This window comes from Micromonospora sp. WMMA2032 (genome assembly GCF_002688545.1).
In the GTDB taxonomy this organism is placed as follows: domain Bacteria; phylum Actinomycetota; class Actinomycetes; order Mycobacteriales; family Micromonosporaceae; genus Micromonospora; species Micromonospora sediminicola.
The window spans coordinates 5,868,745-5,885,091 of record NZ_CP024052.1 but is presented as its reverse complement, the minus strand read 5'-3'; the positions used below and the strand labels follow the sequence as shown (position 1 = coordinate 5,885,091).

The window sequence follows — 16,347 nt, the reverse complement described above, 5'->3', positions numbered from 1 at the left end:
GCACCGAAACGCAGGGAAGAACCCATGACGCATGCTTTCGAACGCACACCCCTTTGGCAGTTGACGCTCGGCAGAGAGGCCGGCGAATACGAGAGGGAATGCGAGACTCTGCGCCACGCTTACATGCAGTTCCGTGATACGGTCGAACCACTAGCGTCTGAGATATCGCAGTCCATGCCCATGTTTACCGATCACTCGATCAACCACATAGACGCGCTATGGGACGTTGCCTCTATCATTTGCGGTGACGATTTTGAGATGAATCCGGCCGAGGCATTCGTCCTGGGGGGCGCTTTCCTACTGCACGACCTCGGGATGGGTTTAGTTGCATACCCGGGAGGAATTGACGAAGTCAAGCAGGATGCGTTATTCGATGATCTACACTATGCCGCAGTCGCGCGCTTGACGAACGATTTGCCAAACGCCACTGGAGCAGCGGTAACCGAGATTGCGTTGGATGAGACAGTCGCTGCGATCCTTCGACTCCGTCATGCCAAGCGAGCTGAAAGGCTAGTGGGGGAATTCTTCCAACTTCCGAATCGGCAGGGATTCTACCTCCTGCAAGATGCTCAACTTCGGCAAGCATATGGTCCTCTCATCGGCCGTATCGCTCATAGCCATTGGTGGGAGGTCGAGAACCTCCCTAAGCAGTTTGGACAAGTGATGGGATCGCTAGCCGACTATCCAGCCGACTGGCACATCGACCCATTGAAGATTGCCTGCATTCTGCGCTTGGCCGACGCTGCTCACATCGATAGCAGGCGGGCGCCCACCTTCCTGCATGCTTTCCGCAATCCGATTGGTCCTTCGCGGGATCATTGGGACTTTCAGCAGAGATTGATGAGGCCGCGACGCGTCGGTGACAGACTTGAATATACGTCTTCTGTGCAATTTCGCAAGGATGAAGCCGGCGCATGGTGGCTTGCATACGAAACCATTCGCATGATCGATAGCGAGTTGCGGAAAGTGGATGCGCTATGCGCTGACCTGGGACGGCAAAGGTTCGCTGCTCGCTCTGTGGCAGGCGCCGACACACCATCCCGTCTCGCAAATTACATCCCTACCGATCAGTGGGAGCCGGTTGACGCTCGCCTAAGAGTATCGAATGTGCCCCACTTGGTAGCAACCCTCGGCGGCAGCGCCCTATACGGCCAAAATCGCCTTGCCGCAATCAGGGAATTAGCAGCAAATGCTGCCGACGCTACCCGAGTGCGTCAGGTTATGCACGGCGGAAGTGATTCCGTCGTTAAGATCAGGCTTCGGCAAGAGGAGGATGCGGGAGGGAACCCGTCCTTCTGGCTAGAGGTCACAGATCAAGGAATTGGTATGGATGCAGCGACTCTGGTGGCCGCTCTCACTGATTTCGGTCGGTCGAACTGGCAATCCAACGACATGATTGCGCGCTATCCGCGATTGTTGGCAAAGGGATTCAGGTCAACAGGACGTTTCGGAATCGGATTTTACGCTATATTTATGGTTGCGGATGAAGTATCGGTGACTAGTCTGCGTTGGTTCGATCAGCCTGAAAACACCCACGTCCTTGAATTCAAGAGCGGCCTACAAACTCGCCCCTTACTACGTAGGGCGGAGGAGGATGAGCACTTGCAGTTTGGCGGCACCGTAGTCCGTGCACGCCTCCGTGCGCATCCACTTCAGAAGGACGAGGGCATTCTCTGGTCGTATAGCTGGCCTGACCAGGAAGATCCCCAGGTCGACTCGTCGTTATCGCTTAATGAATTGTTGCGATCAAGGATGCGCACGATGTGCGCGCTAGCCGACGTTGACATTGAAGTCCAAGGACCGACAGAGGCCACGCCGGTCAGAATCATTAGGGCGAATGACTGGAAATTCATAAAGGCGGGAGAGCTTTTCGATCGGCTCGTCGATCCACGATCGAATTTTCGAGCACGCGAGGGAGATGATACCTACCTCTACTGGCGATCGAACTTTGAGCGACACGCGGCGAATCTCACCGACGCCTCAGGTGAAATAGTTGGCCGGATAATGCTTGATGTCGACGGCCGTGAGCTACCAGACGAAGTCGGTGCCTTCGTTTGGTATCCACCGAGCTGCACCATCTATGTCGGAGGCTTGGAGGCAGATGAATTAACCCATTTTATAGGTGTCGTCGTAGGCGAACCCCTGAAGGCTGATCGCTCCGCTGCAAGAACTCTAGCTGAGCTACCTGATTTTGAACGTTGGGTCCAATCTCAAATGGATCATCTAGAGTCGTGTTCTGCCACAAGCATAGGGGCCCTCTCGGGGGCTGCGGTAGCACGCTATCTGAATCAGGCCGTTCCAAAAATGCCCTGCGGGTTTACCGCTGACGGCAATCTTCCGTTAGAGAAACTTGCCACTTGGGCCAAGAGTAAGCATGAATTAATTTTGCTTGGGCAAGGCACAATGCTCTGCTTCAACAAAACCGATGGCGGCAAGCGTTTTATAAACTTTCAAGATGGTGAAGAAATTGATATGCCGGACAATGTTCTTCTCTTGGAGTTCAGCACAGACTACTTGATTCCTGAAATTGATCGCCCGGAGCCAGAAACTGACGAAATACTTCAATTGATGGCAAAGCCTGGTAGTCCATACCGCAGGGTTTGGCCTGGCACGGGAATTTCCTCTACGCCAAGATACGTGATCAGAGCAATCGCCGAAGCTTGGGCGGTTCCGGCGGAGGACCTAGACGTGCAGCTGCTGGCTTGGGACCGGGATTCAGAAGCTGACAACCGATTCATTCTAACGACGAGGCAAGGAAAAAAGAGCGCTCACTTTGGCCTACGCATTCGCAAGCCTCACGCAGCTCAGGCCTCCGAAGTGACTAGTTGATCTGTGGAATGATGATCGATTCCACAAGGACCCAGATGGTTGCAGCCGATGCAACAATGAAGATGAAGACGTATGTTTCGTACCATCGATAGAAATTCCGCAAGCGAGGCGCATGCCTCAGGTCTGGAGAGTAATATTTAGCCAGGATCTCACACTCCTCCTTTCGATAATCCACCCAAGCCATCGTCCCGACAACGACAAGCAAGGCAGCGAAAAGAGCGATGCCAGTTAGGATTGTCAAGAAACCCCGTATCCCGGCTCGCGCTACGGCGGGCCCTATCTGCCACTTCTCATACCCAACGAACAGCGCGAGCGCCGCCGTAGAGAGCGCTGTGGCTAATGATTGATAGATTGCGAGAAAGCGATAGACGTTTTCGTTCGTGGCGTGGAGCTGCTGCAATACGAATTTGTAGCGCTCGTGAACGAGTTCAGGCATTTTGTCGGCCGTCGGTCGCCTGCGACTAGCTTGAGTTGTTAGCCGGCTCATAGGTCTGATCATATCCGCAGTGTCTACAAGCCTTTGATCGTAGGAGACAAACCGCAGGAGACAACCGCAGGAGATCCGCGGGAGATCCACGACTGCCGAATTTTTCTTGGTTGAATCAAGGCACCGCGCTCCGCGCGGTGCGGGGCGGCAAGCCCGGCCGGCGGCAAGCCGCCCCGGCCGCCTACGGCGCCGGGGCGGTGAGCCACCGACAGCCGCCGGGACACCCCGCCCCAGGGGAAGAGGAACCAGCCTCAGCGAGGCCGTGACGGAAGCCAGCGGGGCCGCTCTGGTCGGATGTCGGGGCTTCCGACTGCCGCGCCAGTCCAACCCCGGGACTGGCTTGCCACCGGATCACCGGGTTGCGGCACCAGTTCCACCGCCAGAACGTGCCCGACAGCCGGCGGCATAGCGGCAGAGGGCCCGACGCCGCCGGAAGGGCCCTCAGGACGAGGCAGGGCGTAGGCCGAATCCGAGGCTGGCTGAGCCAACACTCAGGCCGTCTCCAGGCCGTCCCAGGCCGTGGCCAGGCCGTCAAACGCCACCCAACGATGACCGAGGCCAACCAACGGCACCAGACAAACGACCAGCTCAGAGCCTTGATCACGGCTCTGAGCTGGTGGGCGACGGACGAGTCGACCTGTACGCCGGATTCTGTGCCCGGCGCGTCCGAGGACGCGCCGGCGGCGGCCATCCATCTAGGCCTGCCGTCGCCGGCAGGCTCCAGCGGCCTACCCGCAGACATCGGACGGGCAGCCCTCAAGCGTCTGCGCGGGTCGTCATCTTGCGGTGACGGCCCCTTCTTGGCCTTGCTCCGGGTGGGGTTTACCGAGCCACCCCGGTCACCCGGGGTGCTGGTGGGCTCTTACCCCACCGTTTCACCCTTACCGTCCCGTGACGGGCCGGCGGTCTGTTTTCTGTGGCACTGTCCCGCGGGTCACCCCGGGTTGCCGTTAGCAACCACCCTGCCCTGTGGAGTCCGGACGTTCCTCGGCGACGGGCCGGAGCCCGTCGACGCGACCGCCCGGTCGACTCGTCCGTCGCGCTCTCATCCTAACGACGCACCCGTCACGCGCATTTCCGACCCGGGCGCGACGGCGGACCGCGAGTTCGCCGAGGTGGCGACAGCGCGGGGCCGGGGGCACAGCCGCGGGATCCGGGCGCAACCCGAGCCCGAACCAGGCAGGCGACCCGGTCCCGGGCGTACTAGCCTCTGGGGATCATGGATCTCTCCGACGCCGCGCTGCTGCTCGCCGCCGGCCTCGCCGCGGGCACGGTGAACGCGGTCGCCGGCGGCGGCTCGCTGATCACGTTCCCGGCGCTGATCGCGAGCGGCCTGCCGCCGGTACCGGCCAACGTCACCAACTCCGTGTCCGTCTTCCCGGGCTACCTGGCCAGCGTGGCGGGCAGCCGGGCGGATCTGCCGCGCGGGCGGGCCCTGTGGTCGCTGCTGCCGACCGCGGCGGTGGGCACCGTGGTCGGTTGCGTACTGCTGCTGGCCACCCCGGCCCGCGCGTTCGAGCTGGTGGTGCCGTTCCTGGTGCTGGGCGCGACGGCGGTGCTGGCGTTCCAGGACCCGCTGCGCCGGCTGGTGGGCCATCCGGCGCAGCTGAGCCCGCGCCGCCGTACGGTCACCGTGCAGGTCATGGTCGCGGTCGGCAGTGTGTACGGCGGCTACTTCGGCGCGGCGCTCGGGGTGATGCTGGTGGCCGGGTTGGCCCTGGTGCTGGACGCCACGCTGGCCCGGGTGACGGCGGTGAAGAACCTGCTCTCGGCCGTGGTGGGGCTGACCACGCTGGTGGTGTTCGCCCTGTTCGGCCCGGTGAACTGGGTGGCCGTCGCGGTGGTCGCGCCGGCCACCCTGGTCGGGGGGTACGCGGGCGCCCGGCTGGCCCGCCGGCTTCCGGCGGTGGTGCTGAAGACGGTCATCGTGCTGTTCGGCACGACCATCGGCCTCTACCTGCTGTGGCGCGCGCTGACCTGACGATCGGTCAGTACGCCTCCCCCACCGGCTCCTCCGGGGCGTGCTCGGCGGTGCGGGCGGCCCGGTTCCACACCACCCGCTCGCCGTAGCCGGCGGCCATCAGGTGGCCGAAGCCGAGGTAGACGAGCACGCCGACGGCGAGCACCCCGAAGCCGACCCAGAACGGCAGCGCCAGGCCGTGCTCGGCCAGCTTGCCGGAGATGATCGGGGCGGGCGCGGCGGCGCCCCAGCGGACCAGGTTGAACGCGCCGGTGGCGACGCGGCGGTCGGCGGAGCCGAGGCCGAGCGCCAGGTCGGTGAGGTTGGCGTTGGCCAGGCCCATGAACAGGCCGGCGACGACCAGGACGACGAGCGACATGGCGGTGCCGGTGGAGGTGGCGAACAGCACCATGCAGGCCAGCAGGCCGACGATGGCCACGCCGACGGTCTGCACCGCGCCGATGCGGTGGGCCAGCCGGTGCCCGATCAGCAGGATGCCGGCGGCGAGGCCGAGGCCCCAGCCGGTGAACGCCAGGCCCAGCGGGATGACGTCGAGGCGCAGGAACAGCGGTGTGTAGCCGAGCACCACGAAGAAGACGAAGTTGTACGCGGCGGTGACCACGCAGAGCGTGATGAACGCCGGCCGGCGGTAGGTGGCGAAGATCTGGCCCACGCGTACCGGAGCCTGCTTGGTTGTGGGTTCGCGGAGCTTGCGGGCGGCGACGCCGAGCGCGAGCACCATGAACACGCCGCAGACGAAGAACGGCAGCCGCCAGCTCACCTCGCCGAGCAGGCCGCCGATGAGCGGGCCGACGGCGAAGCCGAGGCCGAGCGCGGTCTCGAAGAGGCCGACCACCCATTCCCGGTCGTTGGCGAGGTTGACCAGCACCACCATGGCGGTGGCGAAGAACATCGCGTTGCCCAGGCCCCAGACGCCGCGCAACACGGAGAGCTGGACGATGTCGTTGCTGAACGACGCGAGGATGGCGGCCAGGCCGACCACCGAGACGCCGGTGATCAGCACCGGTTTGAAGCCGAACCTTCCGCTGGCCAGGGTGGCCGGGATCATGCCGACGGCCATGACCGCGATGTACGCGGTGAAGAGCAGCTCGACCTGCCAGGCGGTGACGCCGATCGCCTCGCCGATGGCGGGCAGGATCGGGTCCACCACGGCGATGCCGGCGATGGCGAGGAACGCCACGAGCGTGGTGGCGTAGATGGCACTGCGGTTGGGCTCGGATCGGCGATCCACTCCGCAACCTCCCCAGATAGCTGTATCGTACAGGTAATTTTCTTGTATCATACAGCTATGAGCGACGACGCCCACGCGAAAGAGGTCACACTCGGCCGGATCGAAACCGAGGTCGCGCTGCTGATGCGACTGGGCGAGGCCACCCGGCGGGGCACCGGCACCATGGAGCACAGGCTGCTCGACCGCGCCGCGTACGTGATCCTGCGCCACCTCGACCAGGCCGGGCCGCAGAACGTCTCGGCGCTGGCCGCCCGGCTCAACCTGGACGGGTCCACGGTCACCCGGCAGGTCTCCGCGCTCCAACGCGACGGCCTGATCGCGCGTACCCCCGACCCGGCCGACGGGCGCGGCACGGTGATCTCCGCGACGGCGGCCGGGCTGCAGCGGATGGCGGCCGTGCGGGCCGCCCGCACCCGGCTCTACGGCGAGATGCTGGCCTCCTGGTCCGAGGCGGACCGGGACACCCTCGCGGAGCTGCTGCACCGCCTCAACGAGGCGCTCGACGCGCGCAACCGCCGCCGCTGAGGCGGTTGTTAAGAGGGGCCCCCTCCTCTACCGAATGCGTTAAGAGGGGGCCCCTCCTTTCATGCGACCGGCTCGCGCGCGGCGTCGGCGCTGTCGGCGGAGGTGGTGACCCGCGGGTCCCCCTCGTCGGCGAAGTAGTCGTCCGGCGTGGTGCCGTCCGGCCCGTCGGCCACCTTCGCCGCCCGCAGCACCAGCGTGCCCAGCGCGGCCACCACCAGGTTCACCAGCACCGCGACGATCCCCACGTAGATCGTCTTCTTGGTGTCGAAGCCGAACTCGGAGAGCGGGAACGCCGAACCGGCGAAGTGCTTCTTCCCGGTCGCCGGGTTGCCGATCTGGTAGAGCATCCACATGCCCAGGCCCATGCCGGCCACCCAGCCGGCGATCAGCGCGCCCCGGTGGAACCAGCGGGTGTAGAGGCCCAGCGCCACCGCCGGCAGCGTCTGCAGGATGATCACGCCGCCGATGAGCTGGAGGTCGATGGAGAACTGCGGGTCGAGGAAGACGATGCAGGCCACCGCGCCGACCTTCACCACCAGCGAGGTGATCTTCGAGACGTTGGCCTCCTGGGCCGGCGTCGCGTCCCGCTTCAGGTACTCCTTGTAGATGTTGCGGGTGAACAGGTTGGCCGCCGCGATCGACATGATCGCCGCCGGCACCAGCGCGCCGATGCCGATGGCCGCGTACGCCACACCGGCGAACCAGTCCGGGAACTGCTGGTCGAACAGCAGCGGCACCACCGTGTTGCCGTCGACGCTGCCCTCCTTCGCGCCGGGCAACGGCTTCACGTTCGCCGCGATGGCCATGTAGCCGAGCAGCGCGATCAGCCCGAGCAGCAGGCTGTAGGCCGGCAGCGCGGACATGTTCCGCTTGATCACGTCCCGGTTCCGGCTGGCCAGCACGCCGGTGATGCTGTGCGGGTAGAGGAAGAGCGCCAGCGCCGAGCCGAACGCCAGCGTCACGTACTGGAGCTGGTTGTTGGCGTTGAGCAGGATGCCGTCGTTCGGATTCGGTGAGGCGGCGAACTTCGCGTCCGCGGCGTCGAAGATGCTGCCCCAGCCGCCCAGCTTGTAGGGCAGGTAGACGACCGCCACCAGGATCACCACGTAGATCAGCGAGTCCTTGACGAAGGCGATCAGCGCCGGCGCGCGCAGCCCGGACTGGTAGGTGTAGGCGGCCAGGATGGCGAACGCGATGATGATCGGCAGGTGCCGGGCCAGCGCGCTGTCGCCGGTGACGCCCATGGTCTTGAGCACCGCCTCGATGCCGACCAGTTGCAGCGCGATGTACGGCATGGTGGCGACGATGCCGGTGATCGCCACCAGCAGCGCCAGGATCGGCGAGCCGAACCGGTTGCGCACGAAGTCGGCCGGGGTGACGAAGCCGTGCCGGTGCGAGACCGACCAGAGCCGGCAGAGCACCAGGAACACCAGCGGATAGATCACGATCGTGTACGGCACGGCGAAGAAGCCGGCCGCGCCCGCCCCGAAGATCAGCGCCGGCACCGCCACGAACGTGTACGCGGTGTAGAGGTCACCGCCGACCAGGAACCAGGTGATCCAGCCGCCGAAGCTGCGCCCGCCCAGACCCCACTCGTCGAGGTGGGCCATGTCCTGCGGTCGCCGCCACCGGGCCGCCACGAAACCCATGGCGCTGACCAGGAGGAACAGCAGCGAGAAGACGATGATCTCGGTGAGGTGGTCGCGCCACATCAGCGGTCACCCCGCTTCTTCTTGGTCATCTGGTAGACCAGCGTGGTGGTGCCGACGCCCAGCAGGATCCAGGCCAGTTGCAGCCAGTAGAAGCGCGGGAACCCGAACAGCCGGGGCGAGTCCGCGTTGAAGAAGGCCGGGATCAGCGGCACCACGATCGGGATGAAGAGCAACCAGTTCCAGGGACTCTTGTCCTTCGCCCTGGATCGCGCCGTGTCCAGCGCCTCCGGTTCCGGTGTGGCCATGTGACACCCTCCGGGCAGTCGTAGCGGGCCATGTGACGGCCGGAGGCTACGACCCTGTGAGCGCGGTCACGTTCGACAGACCGACGCCGATGCGCCGAGCGGCCGCCGGCGTGCGCCGAACGGCCGCCCGGGGCTCAGAGGTTCCGCAGGTGCGCGGTGTCGTTGACGAGGCGGACGGCGACGCCGCCGTCCGGGTAGAGGTCCAGGACCGAGACGCCCGCCGTGTCCAGGTAGAGCCGGTGCAGGAACGCGTCGCCGGCGGCGAGGGCGTCGCGCAGCACCAGCTTGATCGGCGAGACGTGGGAGACGACCACCACGGTCTCCCCCGGGTACGCCGACCGCAGCCGGTCCACCGCGCGCCCGGTCCGCTCGGCGACCTCGGCGAACGACTCACCCTGCGGCGGAGCGACCCGGGTCGAGGCGAGCCAGGCGTCCAGTTCGCCCGGCCAGCCCTGGCGCACCTCGGCGAACGTGCGTCCCTCCCAGATCCCGAAGTCGCACTCGATCAGGTCGTCGTCGGTGCGTACCGGTGGTTCGCCGACCCGCGCGGCGACCGCCTCGGCGGTGGCCACGCACCGGGACAGCGGCGAGCTGACCACGGCCGCGACCGACGGCGCCAGCTCGGCCACCCGGGCGGCGGTGGCCCGGGCCTGCGCCCGGCCGCGCTCGGTCAGCGGCACGTCGCCCCGGCCGGAGTAGCGCTTCTGCACGGTGCGCTCGGTCTCCCCGTGCCGCACCAGGATCAGCCGGGTGCCCTCCTCGGTCGGGCGGGGCTCCCACGAGGCGGGCGTGGTGGCCGGGTCGGTGCCGGTGGCCCGGGCCACCGTCGCCGCGGGCGGCGGGGTGGCCGCGGACCCCGCCGGAGCGCCGGCGGCCGCCGCGTCCATCGCCGCGTTGGCCAGGGCGTCCGCGTGCCGGTTGCGCTCGCGGGGCACCCAGACGAAGCGTACGGCTGCGAACCGGCCGACCAGCCCGGCGGCCTGGGCCGCGAGCGGGCGCAGCCCGGGGTGCTTGATCTGCCAGCGGCCGCACATCTGCTCGACCACGAGCTTGGAGTCCATCCGCGCCTCGACCTCGACCGCGCCCAGCTCGGCGGCGGCCTCCAGCCCGGCGATCAGGCCCCGGTACTCGGCCACGTTGTTCGTCGCCGTGCCGATCGACTCGGACCGCTCGGCCAGCACCTCGCCGGTCGCCGGGTCCCGGACCACCGCGCCGTAGCCGGCCGGCCCCGGGTTGCCCCGGGAGCCGCCGTCGGCCTCGATCACCACCGCGCGCACCGCCACGGCGACTACAGCCCCGACTCGTTCGTCCGGACCATGATCCGGCGGCACTCCTCGCAGCGGACCACGTCGTCCGGGTCGGCCTTGCGGATGCGGGCCAGGTCGGCGCCGGAGAGCTCCAGCCGGCAGCCGCCGCAGCGGCCCCCGGTGAGCAGCGCCGCGCCCAGCCCGGTGTCCTCGCGGATCTTGTCGTAGAGGGTGACCAGGTCCGCCGGCAGGTCACCGGCGAGCGGCTGGCGGGAGGTGCGCTTGAACTCCTCCTCCTTGGCGATCTCGGCCAGCGCGTCGTCGCGGCGCTGCTCGGCCGCGGCCCGGCGCTCCCGGGCGTCGGCGATCCGGCCCTCGATGCCGTCGAGCACGCCCTGCGCGGTCTCCCGCTGCTCCATCAGCTCCAGCTCGGCGTCCTCCAGGTCGCTCTGCCGGCGGTTGAGCGAGACCAGCTCGTGCTGGAGCGCCTCCAGCTCCCGGGCCGGACCGCTGCCCGAGGCCAGCCGGGCCTCGTCCTTGCTCTTGCGCGCCCGCACCTGGTCGACGTCCTTCTCCAGCCGGGCGATGTCCCGGTCCAGGTCGTCGACCGCCACCTGAGCGCGGACCCGCTCGTCCTCCAGCGCGGACAGCTCCCGCGCGAGCGCCTCCAGCTCGGCCCGCTCCGGCAGGCTCCGGCGGCGGTGCGCGAGCTGGGCCAGGGTGGTGTCGATCGCCTGCAGGTCGAGCAGGCGACGCTGCACCTTCGGGTCAGCCTTCACGGTCGGGGCTCCTTGTCGTCCGGTCGGGGCGCGGCGGCGTGCACGGTCCACGGGTCGGTGTCCAGGTCGGACACCACGGCCTCGACGCCCAGCTCGTCCCGCAGGTGGGCGGCCAGGTCGTCCAGCCAGGGTCGTTCGGTCGCCCAGTGGGCGGCGTCCAGCAGGGCCGGCCCACCGGCGGCGAGGTGCTCACCGGCCGGGTGGTGACGCAGGTCCGCGGTGAGGAACGCGTCCACCCCGGCCGCGGTCGCCTCGGCGAGGAAGCTGTCCCCCGAGCCACCGCTGACGGCGAGGGTACGAACCATACGCCCGGGATCACCCGCGGCGCGAACTCCCCAGGCGGTGACCGGGAGCACGTCGGCGGCCCGCCGGGTCAGCTCGGCGAGGGTCGTCGGGGCGGGCAGCTCGCCGATGCGGCCGATGCCCCGGCCGGGGCCGTCGGCGGGCGAGCCGGGGCGGGGCGGGTGCAGCGGGCGCAACCCGGTCAGCCCGAACCGGGCGGCCAGGGCGTCGGACACGCCGGGGGCGGCCACGTCGGCGTTGGTGTGCGCCACGTACAGGGCGACGTCGGCCTTGATCAACCGGTGCACGATCCGGCCCTTGTACGTGGTCGCGGCCACCGAGGAGACGCCGCGCAGCAGCAGCGGGTGGTGCGCGACGATCATGTCGGCGCCGGCGGCGAGCGCCTCGTCCACCGTCTCCGGGACCACGTCGACCACGCAGGCGACGCGGCGTACCGGGTGGTCGGGCTCGCCCAGCACCAGGCCGACCCGGTCCCACTCCTCGGCCCAGGCCGGCGGGTAGCGGCGGTCCAGGGCGGCCACCACGTCGGCGACGGTGGGCGGCGATCCGGTTGTGCTCACGGCCGGCCAGCTTACCGGCGTCCGGCCGGGGACACGCCCACCGCGGTGGCGCGGGGCCGTCGGACGTCGACGGGCCCCGCGCCCACCCGTCAGCCGACCGGGGCGACCGGCCGCGCCGCGCCGTCCAGGGCGGCCAGGCCGGCGTCCCAGGGGAAGGCGTCCAGGTGCCGCTCACCGGTGCCCGGCGGGTGCAGGCGGACGACGTGCTCGCCGAACACCACCCGGACGCCCCACTCGCGGAGGCGGGCCAGGCTCGCCCGGAACGCCGGGTGCCCGGCCATCGCCTCGTTGGTGTACGGGACGGCCGCGATCGGCACCCCGAGGCCCTGCGCCTCGACCAGCAGGCCGAGCGCCAGCGTGTCGGTGATGCCCACCGCCCACTTGTTGACCGTGTTGACCGTCGCCGGACAGACCAGGATCGCGTCGGCCGGGGGCAGCACGTCCGGGTCGCCCGGGTTCTTGTAGTGCGTCCGGACCGGGTGACCGGTCTGCCGGGCCAGCGCCGTCCGGTCGACGAACTTCGCGCCGTCCGGCGTGGTGACCACACAGACCGTCCAGCCGTCTCGCTGGGCGAGGTCGACCAGCCGGCCGACGTGACGGGCCAGCGGCGAGCCGCAGGCGATGACGTAGAGCACCCGGCGGTGCCCGTTGCTGGTGTGCGGACCGCTCATCCGACCCGACCCGCGCTCATACTCCTACTCCCATGTGCTCAGCCAACTCCGCGATGGGCGGAGGCGGCGCACCCCGTGTGCGACGGAGCACGTCCGACATCACCTCGTGGGCGATGGGCCGGCAACGGATCTCGGAGGGCGCGAGCCGGTCGCCCCGCAGCAGCATGTCGCCGGCGTTGGCGACGTCGCCGATCTGGGCGTAGCCCCGGGCCAGGTCGAGCAGGTGGTGCGCGCGCCGCTCGGGCAGCAGCGCGTTGAACGCGGGCTCGGCCAGCCGGTGGTGCGTCTCCACCGCCCGGCCGCCGTCGCCCAGCTCGACGGCCGCGGCGGCCCGGTGCAGCTCCAGGTTGGTCGGGCCGAACGACGTCCAGTAGTGGTTGTGGTCGGCGCCGAGCAGGGTGGCCGCCTCCCCCGCGCCGGTGAGCAGGTCGTCGACCGTCGCCGAGTCGCCGATCCGGGCGGCGGCCATCGCGCCCTGGAGCAGCAGCATGCCGTAGACGGACAGGCGCTCGGGCCGGACGTCGTTGTCGCCGCCGGGGGCGAGCCGGTTGGCGATCCGCACGTTGAGCTCGAGCGCCGGGCGGGGGCGGCCCATCGCGACGAGGGCGTTGCAGACCCGGGTGGTGGCGATGCCGGCGAGCAGCGGGTCGTCGGCCCGCTGCGCCACCGCCATGGACCGGTCGGCGGCCAGCCAGGCCAGGTCGCACTCGCCGAGCTTGCGCAGCACCGAGGAGGCGATCTGGTAGACCTGCCCGAGCAGGTGGGCGGCCTCCCGGGCCTGGTCGCCGCCGCCGCCGTAGCCGGCGTCGGCCGCCTGGGCGTCGCGCAGCAGCTTGGGCAGCGCGCGGGTGAGCATGCCGTAGCGGCCGTACTGGTAGGTGAGCCAGGCGTGGTTGACCGCCTTGTGCATGTCGGCCAGCGGCGGCGGGTAGGGCGCGGCGTCGAAGTAGGCGCTCATCGAGTCGTACCGCTCCAGGGCGGTGCGGATCTCCTCGACCTCGACCTGGTCGATGCAGTTGAGCGCGTCGGTGCGCCGCTCCGGGTCCTTGCCGTGCAGCAGTTGCACGTCGATCTGGAGGATGTCGGCGATCTCGTAGAGGACCGAGAACTTGTCCAGCCGGCGGACGCCGCGCTCCACCTTGTCCACCCAGCTCTTGGACTTGCCGAGCCGGTCGGCGAAGACCTGCTGGGACATCTTGCGGCGACTCCGCCAGTACGCCACCCGCCGGCCTATGGGTAGTTCGTCCATCCCTGCTCCCTCCCCCTCACGGCGCCGGCCGGTCCCCCCACGTCCATCAGGTTTGCCCTGGTCGCACAGGTTGTGCGTCAGCCGTCCAGCCAATTCTCGTAGTTTTCGTGCAAGTTGCACCGGCCGTTCGTCAGCTCAACGAACGTGGGTTTAGGCAGTGACGGCTTTCGACGTGTGGCATGTGGACGGTTCGGCGGGGCGAGAGGGGATGGCACACATGTGGGGGAACGTCCGACCGCGCGTCGCTCACCTGTCGCCGCTGGAGCGGGTCCGGCTGCGCCGGGTCGCCGTCCGGTACGCGCTGCACGGTTGGCCGGTCACCCCGGGGGCCTGCCTGGCCAACAGCCGCTTCGTCTGCGGGCGGGCCGGCTGTCCCACAGTGGGCTGCCACCCCGCCCTGGAGGACTGGGAGCGCGCGGCCAGCGCCGACCCGGCCCGGGTGGCCACCTGGTGGCGGGACCGCCCGCACGGGGTGCTGCTGCCCACCGGACACGCGTTCGACGTGCTGGAGGTCGCCGCCCACCTCGGCCGGCGGGTGCTGGACACGGTCGCCACCCACCCGGCCGGTCTCGGCGTACGGGGGCCGGTGCTGGTCACCCCGACCGGCCGCTGGATGTTCCTGGTCCGCCCCGGCGACCCGCTCCGGCCGGAGCTGGAGCACTGCTTCCACGTGGTGCGGCACGGCCCCGGCTCGTGGATCCCGGCGCCGCCGACCCGGCTGCCGGAGGGGACCGTGCGCTGGGCGGTCGCGCCGGAGCAGGCCCGATGGCAGCTCCCCGACTCCTACCTGGTGCAGAACGCGCTGATCGCCGCGTTACGGGCCGCCGGGGTGACGCTCACCCCGGACCTGCTCCCCGGCCACCTCCCCCTGCCCCGCCGAGGCCGCTGAGCCGGGACAACTGCCCGACAGCGACCTCCCCGGCACCGCACTCGTTGAGCCTGCCGAGGGCGCGCACGCGCCAGAGCGGGGGTTTGACGATGTCCAGGGACGACGCGGCCCGCCACACCGGCGGCACCGAGCCACCGCGGCACCGCCGCCGCCCGTGGGGCTTCACCCGCCCCCGGGGCGCCCGCCCCGGCCGCCCTCGACCGCCGGGCTCCCGCCCCGCCATCCTCCACCGCCCCCTCCGCTGACCGCCCCGTCCCCGTCAGGGGTCACCGGGAGGGTGCGGGAGTGGAGGAGGCGGGCGGTGTCGGTGACCACGGCGTGCTGCCAGGGGGTCGGTAGGCGGTCCAGCCAGGCGATGCCGGGGTCGCCCATGGCGACGGCGGCGGTGGCGTAGGCGTCCGCCAGCCCCAGGTCCGGGCCGACCACCGTGACCGAGCGCAGTCCGACCGCGGGCGTCCCCCGGCGCGGGTCCACCACGTGGTGACCGCGCTCGTACACCCCGGACGTGGCGACCGCCAGGTCGGTGCCGGTCAGCACCAGGCAGGTCGCCGCCGGGTCCCAGGGATGCCGCACGCCGATCCGCCACGGCTCACCGGTGGCCGTGTGGCCGCGTACCCGCACGTCGCCGCCGGCGTTCACGCAGTGGTTCGGGGCGCCGGCGGCCAGCAGCCGGTCCGACGCCACCTGCGCCGCCCAGCCCTTGACGTAGCCGGACGGGTCCAGCCGCCCGGTCGCGTACGCGTCGAAGAAGCCGTCCGTGGCGGACCACAGGTCGGCGCAGCACTCGAGCACGGCCCGCAGGTGGTCGGAGGCGTCGGCCAGCGCCAACTCACCCCGGTCCAGCCGGCACACCTCGCTGTCGTCCCGGTAGGTGCTGAACCGCGCGTCCACCTCGCGCAGCCAGTCGAACGTGTCCTCGGCCAGCTCGTGCAGGACGGCGGCGGGCAGTTCGTCGGCCAGGTCGAGGCTGATCGCCGTACCCATGATCTGCTCGACCCGGCGCAGCCCGGGCCGACCGGCGGCGGTCAAGGCTAGGCCTTGTCGATCGCGGCCTGCAGCGACTGCTTGTAGGCGGTGCTGGTGTAGGTGGCGCCGGAGACGGTGCTCAGGTTCGCGCTCTGCTTCGCCACCACCTCGCCCGAGCTGCCGCTGTAGCGGGCCTGCACGTCGTCGCTGCGCTGGCCGGACTGCCCGCCCAGCGGCATGCCGATCGCGGTGGCGTCGACGATCCGGCTGCCGCTCAACGTGATCCGGACCTGGAGCGAGCCGTACTCGTAGCTGACCGACGGGCCGGTCACCGTGCGGGTGGTCGGCTTCGGCGGCGCCTTCGTGGTGGTCTTCGGCGCGGCCGGGGCGCTGCTGGTCCGGGTGCCGCCCCGGCTGGCCGGCTTCCGGTCGGCGGAGGGCTTGGCGCTGGGCTTCGCCGACGCGCTCGGCGCGGCCGAGGGCGTCGCCCCGCCGGGCGAGGTGGGGGTCGGCCCGCCGGGCGCGGGCGAGCCGCCCGGGGCGGCCGGGGCCAGCGCGGCCGGCAGGTCCTGGGCCGCCTGCCCGGTGCCCGGCGCGCCCTTGAGCACCACCAGCGCGGTGGTGCCGGCGGCCAGGCCGGTGATCGCGAGGAGCGCGCGACGCATGGTGCTTC

General features: G+C 69.4%; 15 protein-coding genes and 1 other RNA gene. 4 read left to right on the top strand and 12 right to left on the bottom strand.

Features of this window, described 5'->3' with window-relative positions:
* Positions 1–24 precede the first annotated feature (24 nt).
* Positions 25–2,829, top strand: a complete 2,805-nt coding sequence (locus tag CO540_RS27415) for an ATP-binding protein (RefSeq protein ID WP_099164971.1) — start codon at positions 25–27, stop codon at positions 2,827–2,829.
* Here CO540_RS27415 and CO540_RS27410 read toward each other — a convergent pair.
* Both CO540_RS27410 and rnpB read right to left on the bottom strand, forming a co-directional pair.
* Complete coding sequence (locus CO540_RS27410; RefSeq protein WP_216642307.1) at positions 2,822–3,316, bottom strand: hypothetical protein; 495 nt, start codon at positions 3,314–3,316, stop codon at positions 2,822–2,824. The genes CO540_RS27415 and CO540_RS27410 overlap by 8 nt on opposite strands.
* A gap of 624 nt (positions 3,317–3,940) precedes the next feature.
* Positions 3,941–4,349, bottom strand: an RNA gene (gene rnpB, locus CO540_RS27405) — RNase P RNA component class A.
* A 186-nt stretch (positions 4,350–4,535) separates the two neighbouring features.
* On the opposite strand from rnpB, the gene CO540_RS27400 reads away from it, so the two are divergent.
* Positions 4,536–5,297: a sulfite exporter TauE/SafE family protein gene (locus CO540_RS27400; protein WP_099164170.1), complete on the top strand. Its 762-nt coding sequence runs from the start codon at positions 4,536–4,538 to the stop codon at positions 5,295–5,297.
* 7 nt (positions 5,298–5,304) lie between these two features.
* Here the strand turns inward: CO540_RS27400 and CO540_RS27395 are convergent, their stop codons facing one another.
* Positions 5,305–6,528: an MFS transporter gene (locus tag CO540_RS27395; protein WP_099164169.1), complete on the bottom strand. Its 1,224-nt coding sequence runs from the start codon at positions 6,526–6,528 to the stop codon at positions 5,305–5,307.
* A 57-nt stretch (positions 6,529–6,585) separates the two neighbouring features.
* On the opposite strand from CO540_RS27395, the gene CO540_RS27390 reads away from it, so the two are divergent.
* Positions 6,586–7,053, top strand: coding sequence for a MarR family winged helix-turn-helix transcriptional regulator (locus tag CO540_RS27390; protein WP_091572765.1), 468 nt, complete (start codon positions 6,586–6,588; stop codon positions 7,051–7,053).
* Positions 7,054–7,112: 59 nt separating this feature from the next.
* Here the strand turns inward: CO540_RS27390 and mctP are convergent, their stop codons facing one another.
* From mctP to CO540_RS27355, 7 genes are all read right to left on the bottom strand, one after another.
* A complete protein-coding gene (gene mctP, locus CO540_RS27385; protein WP_099164168.1) occupies positions 7,113–8,765 on the bottom strand; it encodes a monocarboxylate uptake permease MctP in 1,653 nt (550 codons plus the stop codon).
* The gene (locus tag CO540_RS27380) at positions 8,765–9,010 is read right to left on the bottom strand and encodes a DUF3311 domain-containing protein (RefSeq protein WP_091572757.1); all 246 of its coding nucleotides are present in this window, start codon (positions 9,008–9,010) and stop codon (positions 8,765–8,767) included. The genes mctP and CO540_RS27380 overlap by 1 nt, the downstream gene beginning before the upstream one ends.
* A 134-nt stretch (positions 9,011–9,144) precedes the next feature.
* Positions 9,145–10,293, bottom strand: coding sequence for a bifunctional RNase H/acid phosphatase (locus CO540_RS27375; protein WP_099164167.1), 1,149 nt, complete (start codon positions 10,291–10,293; stop codon positions 9,145–9,147).
* 5 nt (positions 10,294–10,298) lie between these two features.
* Positions 10,299–11,036, bottom strand: coding sequence for a zinc ribbon domain-containing protein (locus tag CO540_RS27370; RefSeq protein WP_099164166.1), 738 nt, complete (start codon positions 11,034–11,036; stop codon positions 10,299–10,301).
* A complete protein-coding gene (locus tag CO540_RS27365; RefSeq protein ID WP_099164165.1) occupies positions 11,033–11,899 on the bottom strand; it encodes a Nif3-like dinuclear metal center hexameric protein in 867 nt (288 codons plus the stop codon). Before CO540_RS27365 ends, CO540_RS27370 begins: the two co-directional genes overlap by 4 nt.
* An 89-nt stretch (positions 11,900–11,988) precedes the next feature.
* Entirely contained in the window at positions 11,989–12,570 is a 582-nt protein-coding gene (locus CO540_RS27360; RefSeq protein WP_099164164.1) for a flavoprotein, read from the bottom strand.
* Between the two features lie 16 nt (positions 12,571–12,586).
* The gene (locus CO540_RS27355; RefSeq protein WP_099164163.1) at positions 12,587–13,819 is read right to left on the bottom strand and encodes a helix-turn-helix domain-containing protein; all 1,233 of its coding nucleotides are present in this window, start codon (positions 13,817–13,819) and stop codon (positions 12,587–12,589) included.
* A gap of 217 nt (positions 13,820–14,036) precedes the next feature.
* Between CO540_RS27355 and CO540_RS27350 the strand changes: the two genes are divergently transcribed.
* A complete protein-coding gene (locus CO540_RS27350) occupies positions 14,037–14,708 on the top strand; it encodes a bifunctional DNA primase/polymerase (RefSeq protein WP_091572730.1) in 672 nt (223 codons plus the stop codon).
* A gap of 162 nt (positions 14,709–14,870) precedes the next feature.
* Here CO540_RS27350 and CO540_RS27345 read toward each other — a convergent pair whose 3' ends face one another.
* On the bottom strand, positions 14,871–15,692 hold the full coding sequence (locus CO540_RS27345; RefSeq protein ID WP_099164970.1) for an FAD:protein FMN transferase: 822 nt from the start codon (positions 15,690–15,692) through the stop codon (positions 14,871–14,873).
* Between the two features lie 47 nt (positions 15,693–15,739).
* On the bottom strand, positions 15,740–16,339 hold the full coding sequence (locus CO540_RS27340) for an FMN-binding protein (RefSeq protein ID WP_099164162.1): 600 nt from the start codon (positions 16,337–16,339) through the stop codon (positions 15,740–15,742).
* Between the last annotated feature and the right edge of the window lie 8 nt (positions 16,340–16,347).

Bases quoted from the DNA above. Each gene is read 5' to 3' on its own strand.
- CO540_RS27415 (WP_099164971.1), top strand. From the start codon at position 25: ATGACGCATGCTTTCGAACGCACACCCCTTTGGCAGTTGACGCTCGGC.
- CO540_RS27410 (WP_216642307.1), bottom strand. From the start codon at position 3,316: ATGAGCCGGCTAACAACTCAAGCTAGTCGCAGGCGACCGACGGCCGAC.
- CO540_RS27400 (WP_099164170.1), top strand. From the start codon at position 4,536: ATGGATCTCTCCGACGCCGCGCTGCTGCTCGCCGCCGGCCTCGCCGCG.
- CO540_RS27390 (WP_091572765.1), top strand. From the start codon at position 6,586: ATGAGCGACGACGCCCACGCGAAAGAGGTCACACTCGGCCGGATCGAA.
- mctP (WP_099164168.1), bottom strand. From the start codon at position 8,765: ATGTGGCGCGACCACCTCACCGAGATCATCGTCTTCTCGCTGCTGTTC.
- CO540_RS27380 (WP_091572757.1), bottom strand. From the start codon at position 9,010: ATGGCCACACCGGAACCGGAGGCGCTGGACACGGCGCGATCCAGGGCG.
- CO540_RS27360 (WP_099164164.1), bottom strand. From the start codon at position 12,570: ATGAGCGGTCCGCACACCAGCAACGGGCACCGCCGGGTGCTCTACGTC.
- CO540_RS27355 (WP_099164163.1), bottom strand. From the start codon at position 13,819: ATGGACGAACTACCCATAGGCCGGCGGGTGGCGTACTGGCGGAGTCGC.
- CO540_RS27350 (WP_091572730.1), top strand. From the start codon at position 14,037: ATGTGGGGGAACGTCCGACCGCGCGTCGCTCACCTGTCGCCGCTGGAG.
- CO540_RS27345 (WP_099164970.1), bottom strand. From the start codon at position 15,692: ATGGGTACGGCGATCAGCCTCGACCTGGCCGACGAACTGCCCGCCGCC.
- CO540_RS27340 (WP_099164162.1), bottom strand. From the start codon at position 16,339: ATGCGTCGCGCGCTCCTCGCGATCACCGGCCTGGCCGCCGGCACCACC.